Origin of the sequence: Nocardia sp. NPDC005978 (genome assembly GCF_040614455.1) — a bacterium.
Taxonomy (GTDB): domain Bacteria; phylum Actinomycetota; class Actinomycetes; order Mycobacteriales; family Mycobacteriaceae; genus Nocardia.
This window is the reverse complement of the sequence record NZ_JBEXUS010000029.1, coordinates 33,569-50,477: the sequence shown is the minus strand read 5'-3', so window position 1 is coordinate 50,477 and position 16,909 is coordinate 33,569. Positions and strand designations below refer to the sequence as shown.

At 69.1% G+C, this 16,909-nt stretch carries 15 protein-coding genes; 9 read left to right on the top strand and 6 right to left on the bottom strand.

The window, feature by feature from the left end; genetic code table 11:
• Nucleotides 1-129 precede the first annotated feature (129 nt).
• From ABZ319_RS15905 to pgsA, 3 genes are all read right to left on the bottom strand, one after another.
• Nucleotides 130-609 carry a helix-turn-helix transcriptional regulator gene (locus ABZ319_RS15905; RefSeq protein ID WP_354987137.1) on the bottom strand — a complete coding sequence of 160 codons (480 nt, stop codon included), beginning with the start codon at nt 607-609 and terminating at the stop codon, nt 130-132.
• A gap of 82 nt (nt 610-691) precedes the next feature.
• Nucleotides 692-1,159 carry a CinA family protein gene (locus ABZ319_RS15900; RefSeq protein WP_354987167.1) on the bottom strand — a complete coding sequence of 156 codons (468 nt, stop codon included), beginning with the start codon at nt 1,157-1,159 and terminating at the stop codon, nt 692-694.
• Between the two features lie 49 nt (nt 1,160-1,208).
• Nucleotides 1,209-1,766, bottom strand: a complete 558-nt coding sequence (pgsA, locus tag ABZ319_RS15895; protein WP_354987136.1) for a CDP-diacylglycerol--glycerol-3-phosphate 3-phosphatidyltransferase — start codon at nt 1,764-1,766, stop codon at nt 1,209-1,211.
• 239 nt (nt 1,767-2,005) lie between these two features.
• On the opposite strand from pgsA, the gene ABZ319_RS15890 reads away from it, so the two are divergent.
• Entirely contained in the window at nt 2,006-2,548 is a 543-nt protein-coding gene (locus ABZ319_RS15890; protein WP_354987135.1) for an amino-acid N-acetyltransferase, read from the top strand.
• Nucleotides 2,549-2,592: 44 nt separating this feature from the next.
• Nucleotides 2,593-2,880 carry a YciI family protein gene (locus ABZ319_RS15885; RefSeq protein ID WP_354987134.1) on the top strand — a complete coding sequence of 96 codons (288 nt, stop codon included), beginning with the start codon at nt 2,593-2,595 and terminating at the stop codon, nt 2,878-2,880.
• A gap of 4 nt (nt 2,881-2,884) precedes the next feature.
• Here the strand turns inward: ABZ319_RS15885 and ABZ319_RS15880 are convergent, their stop codons facing one another.
• Nucleotides 2,885-3,781 (bottom strand): NAD-dependent epimerase/dehydratase family protein, encoded by an 897-nt coding sequence (locus ABZ319_RS15880; RefSeq protein WP_354987133.1) that lies wholly within the window; start codon nt 3,779-3,781, stop codon nt 2,885-2,887.
• A gap of 114 nt (nt 3,782-3,895) precedes the next feature.
• The gene (locus ABZ319_RS15875) at nt 3,896-4,393 is read right to left on the bottom strand and encodes a CGNR zinc finger domain-containing protein (protein ID WP_354987132.1); all 498 of its coding nucleotides are present in this window, start codon (nt 4,391-4,393) and stop codon (nt 3,896-3,898) included.
• A 25-nt stretch (nt 4,394-4,418) separates the two neighbouring features.
• On the opposite strand from ABZ319_RS15875, the gene ABZ319_RS15870 reads away from it, so the two are divergent.
• A complete protein-coding gene (locus ABZ319_RS15870) occupies nt 4,419-4,700 on the top strand; it encodes a hypothetical protein (RefSeq protein WP_354987131.1) in 282 nt (93 codons plus the stop codon).
• 364 nt (nt 4,701-5,064) lie between these two features.
• On the opposite strand, the gene ABZ319_RS15865 is transcribed toward ABZ319_RS15870, so the two are convergent.
• Nucleotides 5,065-6,600 (bottom strand): amidase, encoded by a 1,536-nt coding sequence (locus ABZ319_RS15865; RefSeq protein ID WP_354987130.1) that lies wholly within the window; start codon nt 6,598-6,600, stop codon nt 5,065-5,067.
• A gap of 301 nt (nt 6,601-6,901) precedes the next feature.
• Here ABZ319_RS15865 and ABZ319_RS15860 point away from each other — a divergent pair, with 301 nt between their 5' ends.
• From ABZ319_RS15860 to ABZ319_RS15835, 6 genes are read left to right on the top strand one after another with little or no spacing between them, the layout of a single operon-like run.
• Nucleotides 6,902-8,965, top strand: coding sequence for an AMP-binding protein (locus ABZ319_RS15860; protein WP_354987129.1), 2,064 nt, complete (start codon nt 6,902-6,904; stop codon nt 8,963-8,965).
• A gap of 1 nt (nt 8,966) precedes the next feature.
• Nucleotides 8,967-10,007 (top strand): 3-oxoacyl-[acyl-carrier-protein] synthase III C-terminal domain-containing protein, encoded by a 1,041-nt coding sequence (locus ABZ319_RS15855; RefSeq protein WP_354987128.1) that lies wholly within the window; start codon nt 8,967-8,969, stop codon nt 10,005-10,007.
• 26 nt (nt 10,008-10,033) lie between these two features.
• Nucleotides 10,034-12,652, top strand: a complete 2,619-nt coding sequence (locus ABZ319_RS15850; RefSeq protein ID WP_354987127.1) for an aminotransferase class III-fold pyridoxal phosphate-dependent enzyme — start codon at nt 10,034-10,036, stop codon at nt 12,650-12,652.
• Nucleotides 12,653-12,695: 43 nt separating this feature from the next.
• Nucleotides 12,696-13,808, top strand: a complete 1,113-nt coding sequence (locus ABZ319_RS15845) for an acyl-CoA dehydrogenase family protein (protein ID WP_354987126.1) — start codon at nt 12,696-12,698, stop codon at nt 13,806-13,808.
• A 39-nt stretch (nt 13,809-13,847) separates the two neighbouring features.
• Nucleotides 13,848-15,326, top strand: a complete 1,479-nt coding sequence (locus ABZ319_RS15840; RefSeq protein ID WP_354987125.1) for an FAD/NAD(P)-binding protein — start codon at nt 13,848-13,850, stop codon at nt 15,324-15,326.
• Nucleotides 15,323-16,888 (top strand): MFS transporter, encoded by a 1,566-nt coding sequence (locus tag ABZ319_RS15835; RefSeq protein ID WP_354987124.1) that lies wholly within the window; start codon nt 15,323-15,325, stop codon nt 16,886-16,888. Before ABZ319_RS15840 ends, ABZ319_RS15835 begins: the two co-directional genes overlap by 4 nt.
• Nucleotides 16,889-16,909: the final 21 nt, after the last annotated feature.

Genomic DNA, 16,909 nt, shown 5'->3' with positions numbered 1-16,909 from the left:
CGACCGTCACGCACCCGGTTGTCCCTACTTCTCCACTGCGCGGCAGCGACCCGAGAACTCGCGGCCGCGCGACGCCTCCGGCACGAAGCCTACAGAGAATTTATCCCTTTCGGCTCCAGCGCACATCGTTCACTTCGCGGCCACCAGCACCAGTCGGTCCGACTTGGGGGCCGGAATGACGATGCGGGGGCCGAAACCGCCGTCCCCGCGACGGGCCGACCCACCCTTGCGGGCGGTCGAAATCTTGGCATTCGCCGAGGCAGCGGGGGTCTTGGCACCGGCGGCGACCGGTTCGGCCCGGCGTGCGGCACCCGCCGGAGCGGGCGTCGCGGCCGCGGACAGCGATTCGGCCGGGGTCTTGCGACCCTGGGCCCGATCGGCGTCGGCCATGGCGGCGCTCACATCGAAAAGCACCTGTGACAGCGGCAGATCCAGGGCCTGGCAGATGGCCGCCAGCAGCTCACTGGACGCTTCCTTGCGCCCGCGTTCCACCTCCGACAGGTAGCCCAGGCTCACTCGCGCGGAGGTGGAGACCTCACGCAAGGTCCGGCTCTGGGCGACACGAGCACGCCGCAGGCTTTCCCCGATCGCTTCTCGCAGCAGCGTCATCTCGTTCTCCTCACACTCGTCTCGCCGGACCCAGCGTTTGACTGGACAACGCCCGGCGTCGGGCTTGCGTTCCCGGCTTTGCTCACCCGCCCCGAATACTCCGGACGAGCTCGGTGATCGCCGCGCGGACCGCGCCCACCCTGATCGTCCACCGGTCGCCCGACAGTTTCAACCGGATGACCGCGGTACCGTCCGGACCCGCCAGTCCGAGAAACACCGTTCCGACCTCGCGACCGTCCTGCGGATCGGGGCCCGCGACACCGGTGAGCCCCACTCCCCAGTCCGCGCCGCAGCGCAGTCTGGCCCCGACGGCCAGCTGTTCGGCGGTACTCGCGGCAACCGGGCCATCGCTGGTGAGAGTATCGGTACTCACACCGGCAAGGTCGTGTTTCAGATCGGTGGCGTACACGATCAGCCCACCCCGCAACACCGCGCTCGCGCCCGGAATTCCCGCGATGGCGGCGGCCAGCAACCCCGCGGTGAGCGATTCGGCGGTGGCGACGGTGAGCCGGGCGGCGGTCAGCGCCGCGACCAGATCGGCGGCGGGCACGGCGGAGGTGAGTGGATCGAACGATCCGGGATTCGGGGCCGAGTCGAGCTCAGGCCGCACGGCTGCCGCCGGGCGAACCGAACCAGAGCCGGGCCGCCTGGACCACGTAGTCGAGGCCGGTGACCACGGTCAGCGCCACCGCCAGATACATCAAAGACATTCCGGCGGACTCGAACCCGCCGGACAGCGGCAGCAACAGCACCGCGATCGCGACCGACTGCACCAGCGTCTTGAGCTTGCCGCCGCGCCCGGCGGGAATGACGCCGCGGCGCACCACGGCCAGGCGGAGCAGGGTCACGCCCAGTTCGCGGGCCACGATCACGATCGTCATCCACCAGGGCAGATCGCCCAGCATGGACAGGCCGATCAGGGCGGCCCCGATCAGCGCCTTGTCGGCGATCGGGTCCGCCAGCTTGCCGAAGTCGGTGACGAGGCCGTACTTGCGGGCCAGCTGACCGTCGATGCGGTCGGTGATGGCCGCGATGCCGAACAGCGCGGCCGCACCCCAGCGCCAGCGCGGATCGTGCCCGTCGCCGGCGAACAGCGCGGCCAGGAAGATCGGAACGAGCACGATGCGCAGCACCGTCAGCACATTGGCGATGTTCATCAGCGGGACCGCCGCCGACTCTACCGCGCCCGGTTCGGTCCGGGGAGCCGGGGCAAATCCGGATCTCGCTGGAGCGGCATCTGCCCAGCGACCTTCCACCTCATCGCGCTGCACCGTCACCAGCACCCCCACCGGCCGCGGCAGCGGCCATGGTTCCCGGAGTTATCCGGTATCGGAAGGGGTTGGAAGTACGACACACCCCAAGCCTATCGGTACGCGGGCCGACTACTGTGCACCCCATGACAACACGGGCACCCCACAGCGGTTCTGCGGACGGAACGACGGCCTCGGCGCCGCTCGTCCGTCGCGCCCGAGCCTCTGATGTGCCCGGCATCAAACGCCTGATCGACTTCTACGCGGGCAAGATCCTGCTGGAGAAGAACCTGGTCACGCTGTACGAGTCGATCCAGGAGTTCTGGGTCGCCGAACGCGACGGCGAACTGATCGGGTGCGGCGCGCTGCATGTGCTGTGGGCGGATCTGGGCGAGGTGCGCACGGTCGCGGTGCGGCCCGACATCAAGGGCACCGGGGCCGGGCACCTGCTGGTGCGCCAGCTGATCGAGGTCGCGCGCGAGCTCGCGCTGTCCCGGCTGTTCGTGCTGACCTTCGAGGTGGACTTCTTCGCCCGGCACGGTTTCGCCGAGATCGAGGGGACCCCCGTGACCGCCGAGGTCTACGAGGAGATGTGCCGTTCGTATGACGAGGGCATCGCGGAGTTCCTCGATCTGAGCTTCGTGAAGCCGAATACGCTCGGCAACACCCGAATGCTGTTGACCCTCTGAACTATTCGTTCCCACAGAGCCATTCGACCGAGAAAGCGACACCCGTGCCGATCTTCGCCGTCCACTACGTCTACACCGACGCCACCGCCGCCGCGCGCCTGGAGAACCGTCCCGAGCACCGCGGCTGGCTCAACAACCTGGTCGATCAGGGCACGATCCTGACCAGCGGCCCCTACCCCGACGGCACCGGAGCGCTGATCCTGTTCCGGGCGGAGAGCCTGGAGTTCGTCACCGACCTGCTGCCGCAGGACCCGTTCGCGAAGCTCGGGCTGATCGAGGACAAGCGGGCCGTGGAATGGCTGCCCGTCATGGGCGTGTTCTCGGAGGAGTAGGCGGTCAGCTCGCGGCCATCTCCTCGATGATGTCGTCGATGGTCGACCGGCCGGGCGACCAGCCGAGTTCGGCCAGGGCCTTGGCGGGATCGCTGATCAGGGCCGCGGGTTCGGCGGCGGGCGGCCCGTGCACCACGGGCACCGCCAGTCCGGTCACCCGCTCGACCGCCGCGACCACGTCGAGAACGCTTGTGCCCCGGCCGCTTCCGATGTTGTACCGGGTGCACTCCCCCGCTGCGGGCACCCGTTCGAGACAGGCCGCGAACGCGGCGGCCGCGTCCCGGACGTGCAGGTAGTCACGCACCGCGGTGCCGTCGCCGTTGATGCGCAACGCCGATCGTTCGCGGGCCGCGGCCAGCGTCCGGGGTAGCAGCCGCGTCGGGTCCGGGTCGGCACCGCCGGCCACATTGAGCAGCCGCACCACGATCGCGCCCAGCGCCCCGGCCCGGGCCTGCGCCTCGATCGCGTACTCGGCGGCGAGCTTGCTGCTCGCGTAGGGATGCGGCGGCGCGTCGGGACAGTCCTCGCCCATGGGCTGACGCTCCGGCGTGCCGTAGATGGCCCCGGTGGACGCGAAGACCAGGCGCTCGACGCCCGCGCCCGCCATGGCCTCCAGCAGCGCGACGGTGCCCTCGGTGTTGACCCGGAAGAACGGCAGCGGGTCGGTCACCGACTCCCGGGCGCGGGCCAGTCCCGCCAGATGGCACACCGCGTCGACACCGTCGACGGCCGCACGCAGCGCGGCGGCATCGGCCAGGTCCGCGTACCGGGTCTCCCCAGCCCCGGCGATCTCCCCGGATCCGGCTCGGACCATAGCTATCGGCGTATGCCCGGCGACGGCGAGCTTTCGCACGACCTCGCGCCCGAGGTATCCCGCCGCGCCGGTCACCAGTATTCGCACGCCGCAACCCTTGCAGGCGGGAACGGTCCCGCCGATGCCGGGTGGGGGTCGCGGTGCTGCGGGATCGGCAGGGCCGCGTCGTCGGCCCGCGCGGGCGAGTCGCCGCGACCCGGCTCAGGACGCGCGGCGGCGATGGTCGGCGACGTGCACCTGGGTGGCGCACCGGGTGGAGCAGAACCGGCGCCTGCCGTTCCTGGAGGTGTCCACGAACACGATGTCGCAGGACTCGCGGGCGCAGCAGCCGATCCGCGTGGGCGTCTCGCAGAACAGGGCGGCCAGGCCGAAGGCGGTGTACGCCTTGACGCGCTCGTCGACGGGCGCGGTCTCCTGCGAGTAGTGCAGATGCGGACTCCTGCCGTCATGGGTCGAGATATACGGGCGGCTGGTGGTTTTGGCCAGCAGCGCGTTGAGCAGCTCGACCGAGGGCGCGCGGAACACCGCGTCGAGTTCCCGTATCCAGCGCCGGAGTTCGACCTCCTGCGCGGGGGTGACGGGCACGAAAGGCCGGTAGTCGGACTCGATCAGCAGCTGCGTCAGGTCCTGGTCCGGCGGCGCGTTGACCAACCGGACGGCGAGCTCGACCGCCGCACCGCCGTAAGGGTTGAAATGCACTAGCCCATTACATCAGGCTGGCCACATGACCGCCACCTGCCCCGCCTGCTCCTGGCCCGCCCCGGCCCTCGTGTCCGCGCACGGCAGCGTCCGCTACCTGCGGTGCGTCTGCGGCAAGTGGTTGATAGAGGAGCACGACGCCGTGCTCGCGACCGCGGGCCGCAGCACCCTCACCGAGCCGGAGTCCGACGGCGCGCCCGCCCGCTCGACAATCCGCGCTACCACCCAGCCGACCACGATCACCGCCACCGACCCCGGCCGCGGCAGCGCCTCGGGGTCGGGTGGTCGCACCGTCGCCGAGAGATAGGCCGCGCTGCAGCCGGGCCGACCGCTCGCCGGCACCGACCGCTGCCGCGGCAGCACCCGGCCGGGCAGCCACACCATCACCGAGGGATAGGCGACGCTGCTGACGACTCGACAATCCGCACTACCACCGGGCCGACCACCATCGGCGGCACCGAACTCGGCCGCGGCGGCTGCGCCTCCGGGCCGGGTGGTCGCACCGTCGCCGAGAGATAGGCGGCGCTGCCGACTCGCGGCCGGTACGTGCAGCACGACCAGCGGGCGGGCCGCACGGGCGAGCAGCTCGAACAGGCACCGTCACCTTGGTCGCTCGGCGGCACCGTCGCGCCCGTGCGCAGCACCACCGAGAGGCGAACCCGCGCGAATCCTCATGCGGCACCGGCACGTAACGACGGAGCCGCGGCGAGGCCCTTGTCGTTCGAGTCCCAGCGGGGGAACCGCAGCCGGTCGTGCCAGGGGGCGACGCGCTCGAACGCCGCGGCCAGGGTCAGGACCGTGTCGTCGCGGAAGCGGCGGCTCGCGATCTGGAGGCCGACCGGGAAGCCGTCGGGGGTCAGGCCCGCGGGGACCGAGATGGCCGGGCCGCCGGTGTAATTGAAGGGGTGCGTCAGGCACCAGCCCAGGACCGGGTCCACGGGTTGGCCGTCGATCTCGGTCGGGCCGACGGTCCAGCCGTCGGCGGCGTTGGGCACGGCGGCCACGCCCGTCGTGGGGGTGATGATCGCGTCGTAGTTGTCGAGGACCGCGGCGAGTGCGTCGAAGATCGCGGTGCGCAGGAACTGGTCGCGCCGGGTGTCGGCGACGGAGAAGGACTCGGCGCGGTCGGCGGCGGCGCGCAGCTGCGGGGGCAGGTTCTCCCAGGACACCGCGCGCAGGTCGAGGCCGGAGTCGCGGAAGGTCTCGATGAGGCCGATCATCGCCGAGCCGGTGTAGCGCAGCCAGAGATCGGTGACCTCGGTGTGCGCGGCGGGCAGGGCGAACTCGGGCTGTTCGACCACGACGCCCGCGGATTCGAGGGTGCGAGCGGCGGTTTCGACGACGGCGGCGACATCGGCGGCCACCGGAAACCCGCCGAGGGTGGGCAGATAGGCGACGCGCAGGCCCGCGGCCGGGGTGAACAGGGCCTCGCGGTACGAGCGCGCCGGGAGCGGCACGCTCCCGGGATCGCGGGCGTCGAAGCCTGCCATGGCCTCGAACATGAGCACGCAGTCCTCGACCGTGCGCGTCAGCGGGCCGTTGCCCATGAACGGATTGAAGGCGAAGAACGCGTCGGGCCGGACCACGCCGGCCAGCAGTCCGTAGCTGGGCTTGAGCCCGACCACGCCGCACAGCGCGGCCGGTATGCGCACGGAGCCGCCGCCGTCTGAGCCCTGGGCCAGTGCGCACAGACCGGCGGCGACCGCCGCGGCGCTGCCGCCCGAGGAGCCGCCCGCGTTGTGATCGGCCGCGAACGGGGTGCCGGTCGGCCCGAACAGGCGGTTGTCGGTGGTGGCCTTGTGCCCGAACTCGGGGGTGTTCGTCTTGCCGAGGATGATCGCCCCGAGCCGCTGCAGCCGCTGGACGTGCGGCGCGGTCTCCTCGGGGAGATAGCCGGCGAACTCCTTGACGCCGAAGGTGTTCGGCACGCCCTGCTGGAAGTCGAACAAATCCTTGATCGCGATCGGGACGCCGTGCAGCGGCCCGCGCAACCGGCCTTCGCCCAGCTCGCGCTCGGCCGTCTTCGCCTCCTCGCGCGCGGTGTCGGCCGAGACGCTGACGTAGGCGTTGAGTTCGGGGTTCACCGCGTCGATGCGCGCGAGGTACGCCTCGACCACCTCCACCGGCGATACGCGCCGGCCGCGGATCCGCTGTGCGAGCTCGGCGGCGGGGAGCAGAACCAGATCTGAGTCACAGAAATCGGACATGCTCACACACGCTATCTCTGAAACATGCTGAAGATGAAGGGTATTCAGGTTAATACTAGTCGAATATGTTGCAACACAAGCACTTCGGATGCACTAAACCCGCAGCGTGCGGGGGGTTTCCGAGCCCAGTTAACATGGATGTCATATTTTCGAATTTAAATTCCATCGGTTGACGGGCCTCTCCGCCTCGTCTAACGTCGGCTTCGGATTTCAATCCCCACATTGCATCTCCGACGCAGCAGTGCAGTTTCGTGGCGAAGTCTTCAGTTCCGTTTGGGGGGACCAACGGGAGTAGTAGTCGATGAATTCAGCGTCAATTCAGTCCGCCGCATTCGAAAACTGGATCGAGCTGCTGGGCGAACGTGCCACCGCGAATGGCGAGGAAGCAGCATTCGAATTTCTCGACGACGGGGGCCGTGCGTCCGAAGCACTCACCTATCGCGAACTCGACCAGCGCGCGAAGGCGCTGGCACACCATCTGAGCAGCAAATATTCACCCGGAGATCGAGCACTGCTGCTGCATCCGCCGGGTCTCGAATATGTCATCTCGTTCTACGCCTGCCTGTACGCCGGCGTGATCGCAGTACCACTCTTTCCACCGCAACGCGCACGCTTGGATCACATCGACGAAGTAGCTCGCGACTGTGCGGCGAGCGTGGTGATCAGCACCTCGGCAATACTGTCCGGAATGCGCGAAGCGCCAGGAGAGACATATCTCGAAGGTCTTCCGCGAATTGCCTCGGATTCTTTCGAGGCCGCCCCGGATTCAATTTCCGAATTCACTCCACACGCTTTCGAAATCGCCTATCTGCAATACACATCGGGTTCCACCTCGGCCCCGAAGGGCGTCATCATCACGCATCGGATGATGCTCCAGCAGTGCGCGGAACTGGCGTACACCTGGGGCATCGACACCGACAGCACGGTGGTCTCCTGGCTGCCGCATTTCCATGACTTCGGCCAGGTCAGCGGCGTGCTGCTGCCCGTGTACAGCGGCATCCGAGCCGTACTGATGGCACCCGCCACCTTCGTCAAGAATCCGATCCGCTGGCTCGACGCGGTGACCACCTATCGCGGAACGCACAGTGGCTCACCGAATTTCGCGTTCGACCTGTGCGCGGACAAAACCACCCCCGAACAACGAGCCGCGCTCGACCTGAGCTCCTGGCGCATGGTCAGCAATGGCGCCGAGCCGGTGCGCAGGGCGACGCTCGACCGTTTCCAGGAGACATTCCTGCCGCACGGCCTGCCACCCACCGCGGTGACCCCGGGCTACGGATTGGCCGAGGCCACCCTGAAATTGGCCTCGGGCACCTCGGCCGCGCCCTACGTCGCGACCCGTTTCGACAACGAGGCGCTGGGCCGGCGCAAGGTGGTTCCGGGCGGCATGTCGCCCGCGACCGAGCTCGTCGCCTGCGGGACCTCCACGCTGCCCACCGAAATCGCCATCGTCACACCGGAATCCGGCGTGCGGGTGCCGGACGGCGAGATCGGTGAGATCTGGGCCAGCGGCCCGATCGTCGCGCCGGGCTACTGGAACAGGGACGAGGAGAGCGCCGCGGTCTTCCGCGCTCGTATCACCGGGGCCGACGACGGCCGCACGTACCTGCGCACCGGAGACCTGGGCTTCTTCCATCGGGGCGAGCTCTACATCTGCGGTCGTATCAAGAACCTGATGATCGTCAACGGCGTCAACTACTACCTCGAGGATCTCGAGGCCACGGTGGTGAACTGCGACGAATCCCTGCGCGCCGGGGCGGTTCTCGCGTTCGCGGTCGAACGCGCGGGCCAGGAGAGCCTGGTGGTGGCGGCCGAGCCACGAGCCGGCGATCTCGACCCCGAACGTCTGGTCGCGACCGTCCACGACGCCGTCGCACGCACGCACGGCATCGCGCCGAGCGCGATCGTGCTCATCACCGAGGGCACGGTGCCCCGGACCACCAGCGGCAAGCTCCGCCGGCAGCAATGTCGAACCGATTACCTCGCGGGTGCGCTCAGCGAGGTCTACCGATGGGAGGCCGACATGGCTTCGGAAACCAACACTGTCGCCGAAACAAACACCGCCACAACCGAATCCGGCTCGGGGATGCCCTCGATGCGCGCGCTCGTGCAGCAGGGCCTGCTCTCCGCGACCCGGGACTGGTTCGCCGAACACCCGGGCGACCGGGAACTCGACGAGTCCCGCTCGCTCTCCGAACTCGGGCTGGCCTCCCTGGACCAGATGACCCTGCACGAACACCTGGAGTCCTGGTCCGGCAAGCGTTTCCCGCCGGAACTCATGTGGGACGCGACCTCGATCGCGACGATGATCGAGGCGATCGCCGGGCACATCACCGCCGCGGACACCTCGGTGGGGGCACGCTGACATGAGGCTCAAATCCGCCGTCGCCGGCCTACCCTCGCGCACGGTCACCAATGCCGACATCACCGCCCTCATCGCCGAGCACAGCGCGGCCGGATTCACCGGCGATCTCGACGACGCACTGCGCAAGGTGGACTACTACCTCAAGTACGCGGGCTCGGAATCGCGCCAGTGGCTGGACGAGGGCGAGCGTCCCATCGACCTGCTGCGCACGGCCACGAACAAGGCCCTGGAACAGGCCGGGGTCCGGCATCAGGATGTGGATCTGCTGATCTACACCGGCATCGGGCGCGGCTTCATCGAACCGGGCGGGGCCTACCACTCGGCCGCGGCCATCGGCCTGGACAACGCGCACTGCTTCGACATCCTCGACGCCTGTATGAGCTGGACGCGGGCGGTGCAGGTCACCGAATCCCTGTTCCGCACCGGGCAGTACCGCACCGCGCTGATCGTCAACGCGGAGTTCAACCTGCGCTCGGGCGGGGTGGTGTTCCCGCACCTGTTCCACATCCCGAAGGTGGAGGCGCTGGAGTCGATCTTCCCCGCCTACACCCTGGGCGAGGCGGCGACCGCCACCGTTCTCACCGCCGAGGACCACGAGCCGTGGGAGTTCCGCTTCGCCTCGCGGCCCGATCTGGCGCCGCTGTGCAACGTGACCCTCGAGGGTTACGAGGGCTTCTGCGATCCGTCGGACAAGCTGGCCGCGAACGGCGTCGGGTTCTTCACCTCCTTCGGCTTCGAGATGCACGAGCACGCCGAGGACGGGTTCACGGTGTTCGAGCGGCTCGACCCGCCGGTCGACGAGGTGAAGGCGCTGTTCACGCACGCCTCCAGCAAGCGCTACTGGCAGGGCATGGCGGACAAGGTCGGGCTGGGCTCGGCCATCCACCATGTCTTCGACAAGACCGGGAACGTGGTGTCCGCGTCCGTGCCCGCCGCCATCGCCTCCGCGCTCGAGCAGGACCTGGTGCGCCCCGGCGACCGGGCCGTCGGCTGGGTCGGCAGCGCCGGAATGTCTTTCGGCGCTTTCACTTTCGTTTTCTGACGCGCGATCGGATCAGGTGGTTTCCAGTGTTCAGACATCTAGCCAAGGCCACCGCGTACACCGCGCTGGGGGCGGCCGAGTACTCGGTGGGATCGATCCTGCGCAAGAGCACCGGCGCCGAGCAGCGGCGGGCCGACGCCATCCTGGCGTTCCTGCTCCGCATGGGCCCCATCTACATCAAGATGGGCCAGATCGCCGCCACCCGGTCGGATCTGCTGCCGCCGTCCTGGGTCGACACCCTGCGGGTGCTGCAGGATCAGGCCCCGCACATGGGCCCGGCCGAATCACGCGCGGCGCTGGAGCGGGAGTTGGGCGGACCGCTCGAATCCACGTTCCGCTCCATCGATCTCGTCCCGATCGCCAGCGCCTCGGTGGCGCAGGTGCACATCGGCGAGCTGCCCGACGGGCGCAAGGTCGCGGTGAAGCTGGTCAAGAACACCGTGCCCGAGCAGATCGACCAGAGCCTGACCGCCATCGGCTCGCTGGTGAAGCTGGTGGACCGGGCCACCCCGCAGGTGCGCGACCTCGGCCTGCCCGATCGCTTCGCCGAGGTGGCGCGGCTGCTGCGCCCCCAGGCCGACATGACCTACGAGGCCCGCCAGCAGCAGCGCATCCACAAGAACTTCAAGTCCCATCCCTACGTGCTGGTGCCGTCGGTGATTCCGGAGCTGGTCACCCGGCGCATGCTGGTGATGGAATTCATGGAGGGCATCCCCGGAAAGCTCTCGCGCACGGTCGATTTCCCCGGAGATCAGCTCGCGCGGCGGCTGCAGGACGTCATCTACACCATGCTCTACATGCACGGCGTCTGCCACGGCGACCCGCATCCGGGCAATGTGCTGTTCACCCCCGACGGCAAGCTCGTGCTGCTGGACTACGGCGTCACCGTCGAGCTGACCGAGGACGAGAAGTGGGGGCTGTCGTCGTTCTACTACGCCTGCACCCGCAAGGAATGGGACATCGCGATCGACCGCTTCACGCGGTACTTCGTGATCGCCGGGGACAAGCTGGAACGCGAACGCGCGGCCTACGACGCGCAGATGGCCGAGGTGCTCAAGTTCCACTTCGACGTCAGCTCCAGCCAGTGGTCCACCATCTCGTACTTCAACGACGTGAACGCGATTCTGCGCCAGTATGATTCGCGGTACACGACGAACTTCACGAAGGTCGAGCTGGTCTTCCTGTCGTGCGAGGGCTTCGCGACCCAGATCGATCCGACGATCGACATCTGGGCCAACGCCCGCAAGTTCACCGACCGCTATTCGCCCTACATGAACGCGGAGGTGGAGCGGCGCTTCGCGGTCGACTTCGGGCGGCAGATGCCGGCTTCGCTGGAACTGCGTGACCGCGCTCGCGATACGCTCGTCGCTCCGACCCATATCGACCGGTACTTCTTCCCCAGCGGTTTCCCGGTATTCGTGTCCGAGGCCGCCGGCGGCAGTGTCACCGACTACGACGGCAACCAGTACATCGATCTGTCCGGCGGGTACGGCCCGCATCTGCTCGGCTACGCGCACCCGGCGATCAACACGGCCATCACCGAGGGCACGGCCCGCGGGCTGGTCAACGGCATCGGCAATCGCGCGGAGATCGAACTGGCCGAACTGCTCGTGGACGCGTTCCCGGCGGCGGACAAAGCGCTGCTGTGCAATTCGGGCACCGAGGCCATCCAGTTCGCCATCCGCATGGCCCGCGGGTACCGGCGCAAGACCATGGTCGCCAAGTTCGAGGGCCACTATCACGGCTTCTCCGATCAGGGCATGGTGAGCTCCTGGTTCCGGTTCGCCGGCGACAAGGACCGGCCCGACCCGGTGGCCGGATCGCAGGGCGTCGATCCCGGCGCGGTGGCCAATACCGTTGTGCTGCAATACGGCGACATCGCCGGGCTGGCGCGGCTGCGCGAGCACGCGGACGAGCTGGCCTGCGTCCTGCTCGAGCCCATGCCCACCTCGGTGGTCGCCCTGCACCGGGACTTCCTGGTCGAATTGCGGCGGCTGTGCACCGAACTCGGCATTCCGCTGATCTTCGACGAGGTGGTCTCCGGGTTCCGCGTCGCCTACGGCGGGGTGCAGGTCATGGCCGACATCCACCCCGACATCACCTGTCTGGGCAAGGTTATCGGCGGCGGGCTGCCGTGTGGCGCGGTGATCGGCGAGGCCCGCTTCATCGACATGGCCAAGAGCTCGCAGGATCCGTACTACGACTACGAGAACAAGGTTTTCGCGGGCGGCACGCTCAGCGGGAACTCGCTCACCTGCGCGGCCGGTCTCGGCGCGCTGCGGTACCTGCGCGACAACCAGCACATCTACACCACGCTGGAGGAGAACACGCAGCGGCTGGCGGACATGATGCGCGAGGCGGCCGGTCAGCGTGAGGTCGCGTGCCGGATCAACGCCCGCAACTCCATCTTCTCGCTCAATTTCAGTCACCGCGAGGCGGGGCTGTACCGGGAACGCATGGCGGGCAGCAACTTCAAGGCCACGATCGCGCTGGCGTACTACATGCGCAAGCACCAGGTCTATCTGCCGGAACTGCACAGCTTCCTGATCAGCGCCGCGCACACCATCGAAGACCTCGACCAGGTGGCGCACGCGTTCGAGAAGAGCCTCGACGAGATGCTCGCCGACCAGCTCTTCGTGGTCTGACCCGCAGCACCGCCCTTCTTCACCCGAATTTCGAAGGAACGCAATGAACTTCATGGTCAGAGAACGCGAGACGACGGAGCGTTTCCTACCCGGGCTCGACGCCAAGCTCGCCGGCATGCCGCTGGAGCTGCTGGAGTCCGCCGACACCCCGACCCTGGCGCTGTTCCGCGACGCGGGCGGCACCGGACTGCTCATCGCCGCCGAACGCGGCGGCAGCGGCGCGAATCTGGTCGACGCCGTCCGGGTGCACCGGGCGCTCGGCGCACGGTCGCCCTCGCTGGCCATCGCGGTGAACATGCACTCGTGCACGGTCGCCGCCATGCCGCCGGGACCGGCCGGCGACATGATGCTGGACATGGTCGCCCAGGCGCGGCTGTACCTGGCTTCGGCCTTCGCCGAGGGGATTCCGGGCGCGAGTGTCGTCACCCCGAAGCTGCACGGCGAGCGCGTCGCGGGCGGCTGGAAGATCAGCGGCAGCAAGAAGCCGTGCAGCCTGTCCAAGTCGATGGACATCCTGACCGCGAGCGTGCGGCTGCGACCGGACGGCGAAGACGCGGATCAGCTCGCGCTGGCCGTCATTCCCGCGGCCTCCCCCGGCCTCGAGGTGCGACCGCTGCCCGGCACCGCGATCTTCCCCGGCTCGGAGACCCACGAGGTGCTGCTCACCGACGTCGAGGTCGCCGACGAGGCGATCTCGTTCTTCGGCACCTCCGACGACACCCTCAACGACGCACTCGGCGCGGCCTGGCTGACCTTCAGCGTGCTCGTCTCGGCCTGCTACCTGGGCATGGCCAGCGGCCTGGTGGAGCGGGTGCTCGACGGCCGCAAGGGCACCGCGGCCGAGCGCATGACCATGGTCGGCGATCTGGACACCGCCATGGCGGCCGTCGAAGCCATCGCGGCCGAAATCGCCGGGGGCGCCGTCGATCCCGTCACGGTGGCGCGGGCGCTGCACCTGCGCTTCGCCACCCAGCGGGTCATCGAGCGCACCTCCGGGCTGGCGACCGAACTGCTCGGCGGCATCGCCTTCATGACCGGTGACTCCGCGCAGCTCTACACCGGTTGCCGGGCGCTGGCCTTCCATCCGCCGTCGCGCCTGAACATCGCCGAGCCGCTGGACCGGTTCGTGGCCGGCGAGCCGCTGATCGTCGCCTGACCGGCAGTGCCGCAGCACAGGATTCGAGGTTCACACCCCATGACCATCGACGTCGGGAACGCGGTCGTCCAGATCGGGCGCGGCCCCACCGGCACCGCACTGGCCCGGCAGCTGCTGCCGGGAATGCCGCCCGGATCCCGCTATGTCGTCATCGATCGGGATCCGGCGTCGCCGCGCCTGGCGTTCGGTTCGCCGGAGCCGACGCATCTGATCAACACGCGCGCCGCGAAATCCAGTTTGAACCTGGGAGATCCGGACGAGTACGAGCGCTGGGTCACCGAACAGGCCGCGGCGGCGGGCGAATCGGTCACCGAGTTCCCGGCCAGGTACTGGTTCGGGCGCTATGTGCGCGACATGTTCGACCAGGCCGTGAAGGAGGCGACGGCGGCCGGGGTCACGGTCGACGTCGTCACCGACGAGGTGATCGGCGTGCGCCCGGGCTCGGGCGTGCGCTGGCAGGTGGAATGCGCGGGCGGGCAAATCTTCCCGGCCGACCGGGTGGTCGTCGGGATCGGGATGCTGCCGCAGCCGGAGCCGTACCCCGAGATCATGGGTGCGGCCGGATATTTCACCGATCCATGGCAGCTTCCGGAGATCGCGCCCGATGCCCGGGTCGCGGTGCTGGGCACCCGGCTCACGGCGGTCGACACCGCGCTGACCCTGGCCGCGCGCGGGCACACCGGCCCGGTGCTGCTCGCCTCGCGATCGGGCCGCCTGCCCCGGTTGCGTGGTTCGGAGAGCACCGCGCCCATTCCGCACATCGAAGCGTGCCTGGGCCGGGCCGCGGCGACGGGCGCGTTGCGGCTCGAGGATTTCGGGCGCGCGCTGATGGCCGACATCGAGGCCGCATCCGCCGAACCGGTGGACTGGAACGAGGTACGCGACGGCGGCCCGACCACCCGCGAACTGCTGGCCCGGGAGCTGGCCGAGGTCGACGCCGGCATCGAACGCGGCTGGCAGCGGATCGTGAACGGGGCCTCCCCCACGCTGCTGCCCGCCTGGCAGCTCCTGGTCGAACCGGATCGGGCGGAGTTCTTCGAGAAATGGCTCACGCCGCTGCTGGTGCACGGCGCGCCCATTCCGGCCGAGACCGCCCGCCGGCTGGTCGCTGCCATGGACGCCGGGCGGCTGCGGGTGGCCGACGGGCTGCGCGAGGTCCGGCACACCGATGACGGCTTCGCGATACACCACGGCGGCACAATCGAATTCGCCGACGTCGTGATCAACGCGACCGGCGCGGGCACCGACGTCGCGGCGCTGCGGACCCAGCCGCTGCTGGCCGGGCTGCTCGACGCCGGACTGCTCAGCGCGCACCCGCTGGGCGGCGTGCACGTGAACGTCTCGACCTTCGAGGCGCTCGACGCCGCCGGGAACCCGGTACCCGGCCTGCACATCCTCGGCGACCTGATCCGGGGCGCGGTACTCGTGACCAACGACGTCATCGCGCTGTCCTTCCAAGCTGTGCTGCTCGCCACCGCCCTGCGCACGAACGACGAAGAAGGAGTGCGACTGTCATGACCACGACGCCGGCGCGGGCCAAGGGCCCGGTTCTCGCGGTGCTCTGCCTGTGCGTCATCGCGATCTACATGGACGCGATGATCGTCAATCTCGCCCTGCCCAGCCTGGTGCGCGAATTGGGTTCCAGCACCAGCGGATTGCAGTGGATCGTGGACGCCTACGCGCTCACGTTCGCGGCCCTGGTGCTGGTGGCGGGCAGCCTGGGCGACCGATTCGGCCGCCGCGGCATCCTGCTCGCCGGGCTGGTGGTGTTCACCGTCGCGACCGGGGCGGGCGCGCTGTGCGACAGCACCGCGCAGCTGATCGCGGCGCGCACGGTGATGGGCGTCGGCGCGGCCATGATCTACCCGTCGACGCTGTCGATCCTCACCACCGTGTTCGTCGAGCGCAAGGAGCGCGCGGCGGCGATCGGGGTGTGGGGCGCGGTATCGGGCATCGGCGTGGTGCTCGGCCCGATCGTGGGCGGGCTGCTGCTGGACCACTTCTGGTGGGGCAGTGTGTTCGTCGTCGTGGTGCCCGTCGGCGTGGTGTGCCTGGTGCTGGTCGCGCTGCTGGTGCCCGATTCCCGGGATCCGCAGGGCCGCGGGCTCGATCTGCCCGGTCTGGCGCTGTCCACGGCCGGACTCGGCGTGCTGGTCTACACGATCATCGAAGCGCCGGAACAGGGTTGGCTCTCCGGGCGCACGCTGCTCGGTTTCGCCGCCGCGGTGCTGCTGCTGGCCGGACTGGTCTGGCGCGAACTGACGGCCCGCGCACCGATGCTCGACGTGCGGCTGTTCGCCAATCTCCGGTTCTCGGCGGCCTGCGGCATCATCACCATCACGTTCTTCACGCTGAACGGCTTCACCTTCCTGGTGACGCAGTACTTCCAGTTCCTCAAGTCGTACACCCCGCTGGGTGCGGGCGTACGGCTCATCCCGGTGGCCGTGGCGATCATCATCGGCTCGGTGCTCGGCGGCAAGCTGACCGTCAAGCTCGGTACCCGCGCCGTGGTCACGGCCGGACTGATCCTGATGGGAATCGCCTACGCCTGGTTCTCCTTCGACGACGCGGCGACCGGCTACCCGATCATCGCGGCGCAGATGGTGGTGATCGGGCTCGGCATCGGCGCGGTGGCCATCCCGGCCACCGAATCGATCATGGGCGTGGTGCCGGCCGCCAAGGCCGGCGTCGGTTCCGCCATGAACGACGCCACCCGGCTGCTCGGCGGTGCGCTGGGCATCGCGGTGGTCGGCAGCGTGCACCACTCGCTCTACACCGGCCAACTGCCCGACGGGAGCGTGAACGGTGTTCCCGCAACGGTGCTGGAGGCCGCGCGGGATTCCGTCGGCGCGGCCCTGCAACAGGCCGCCGGGCTGGGCCGGACCGAAGCAGCCTCGGCACTGCGCACCGCCGTGCAGGACGCTTTCGTGCACGGCTTCCAGATCACCTGCCTGGTGGTGACCGCGGTGTGCGCCGTGGCCGCGGTGATCGCCGCCGCGCTGCTGCCCGCCACACCACCGCCACCGCCGGTGACCTCCGACGACCCCGAAATCGATCTGACGGATGCCAACCGGCCATGAGCCGCACACACTCCGCGAAGG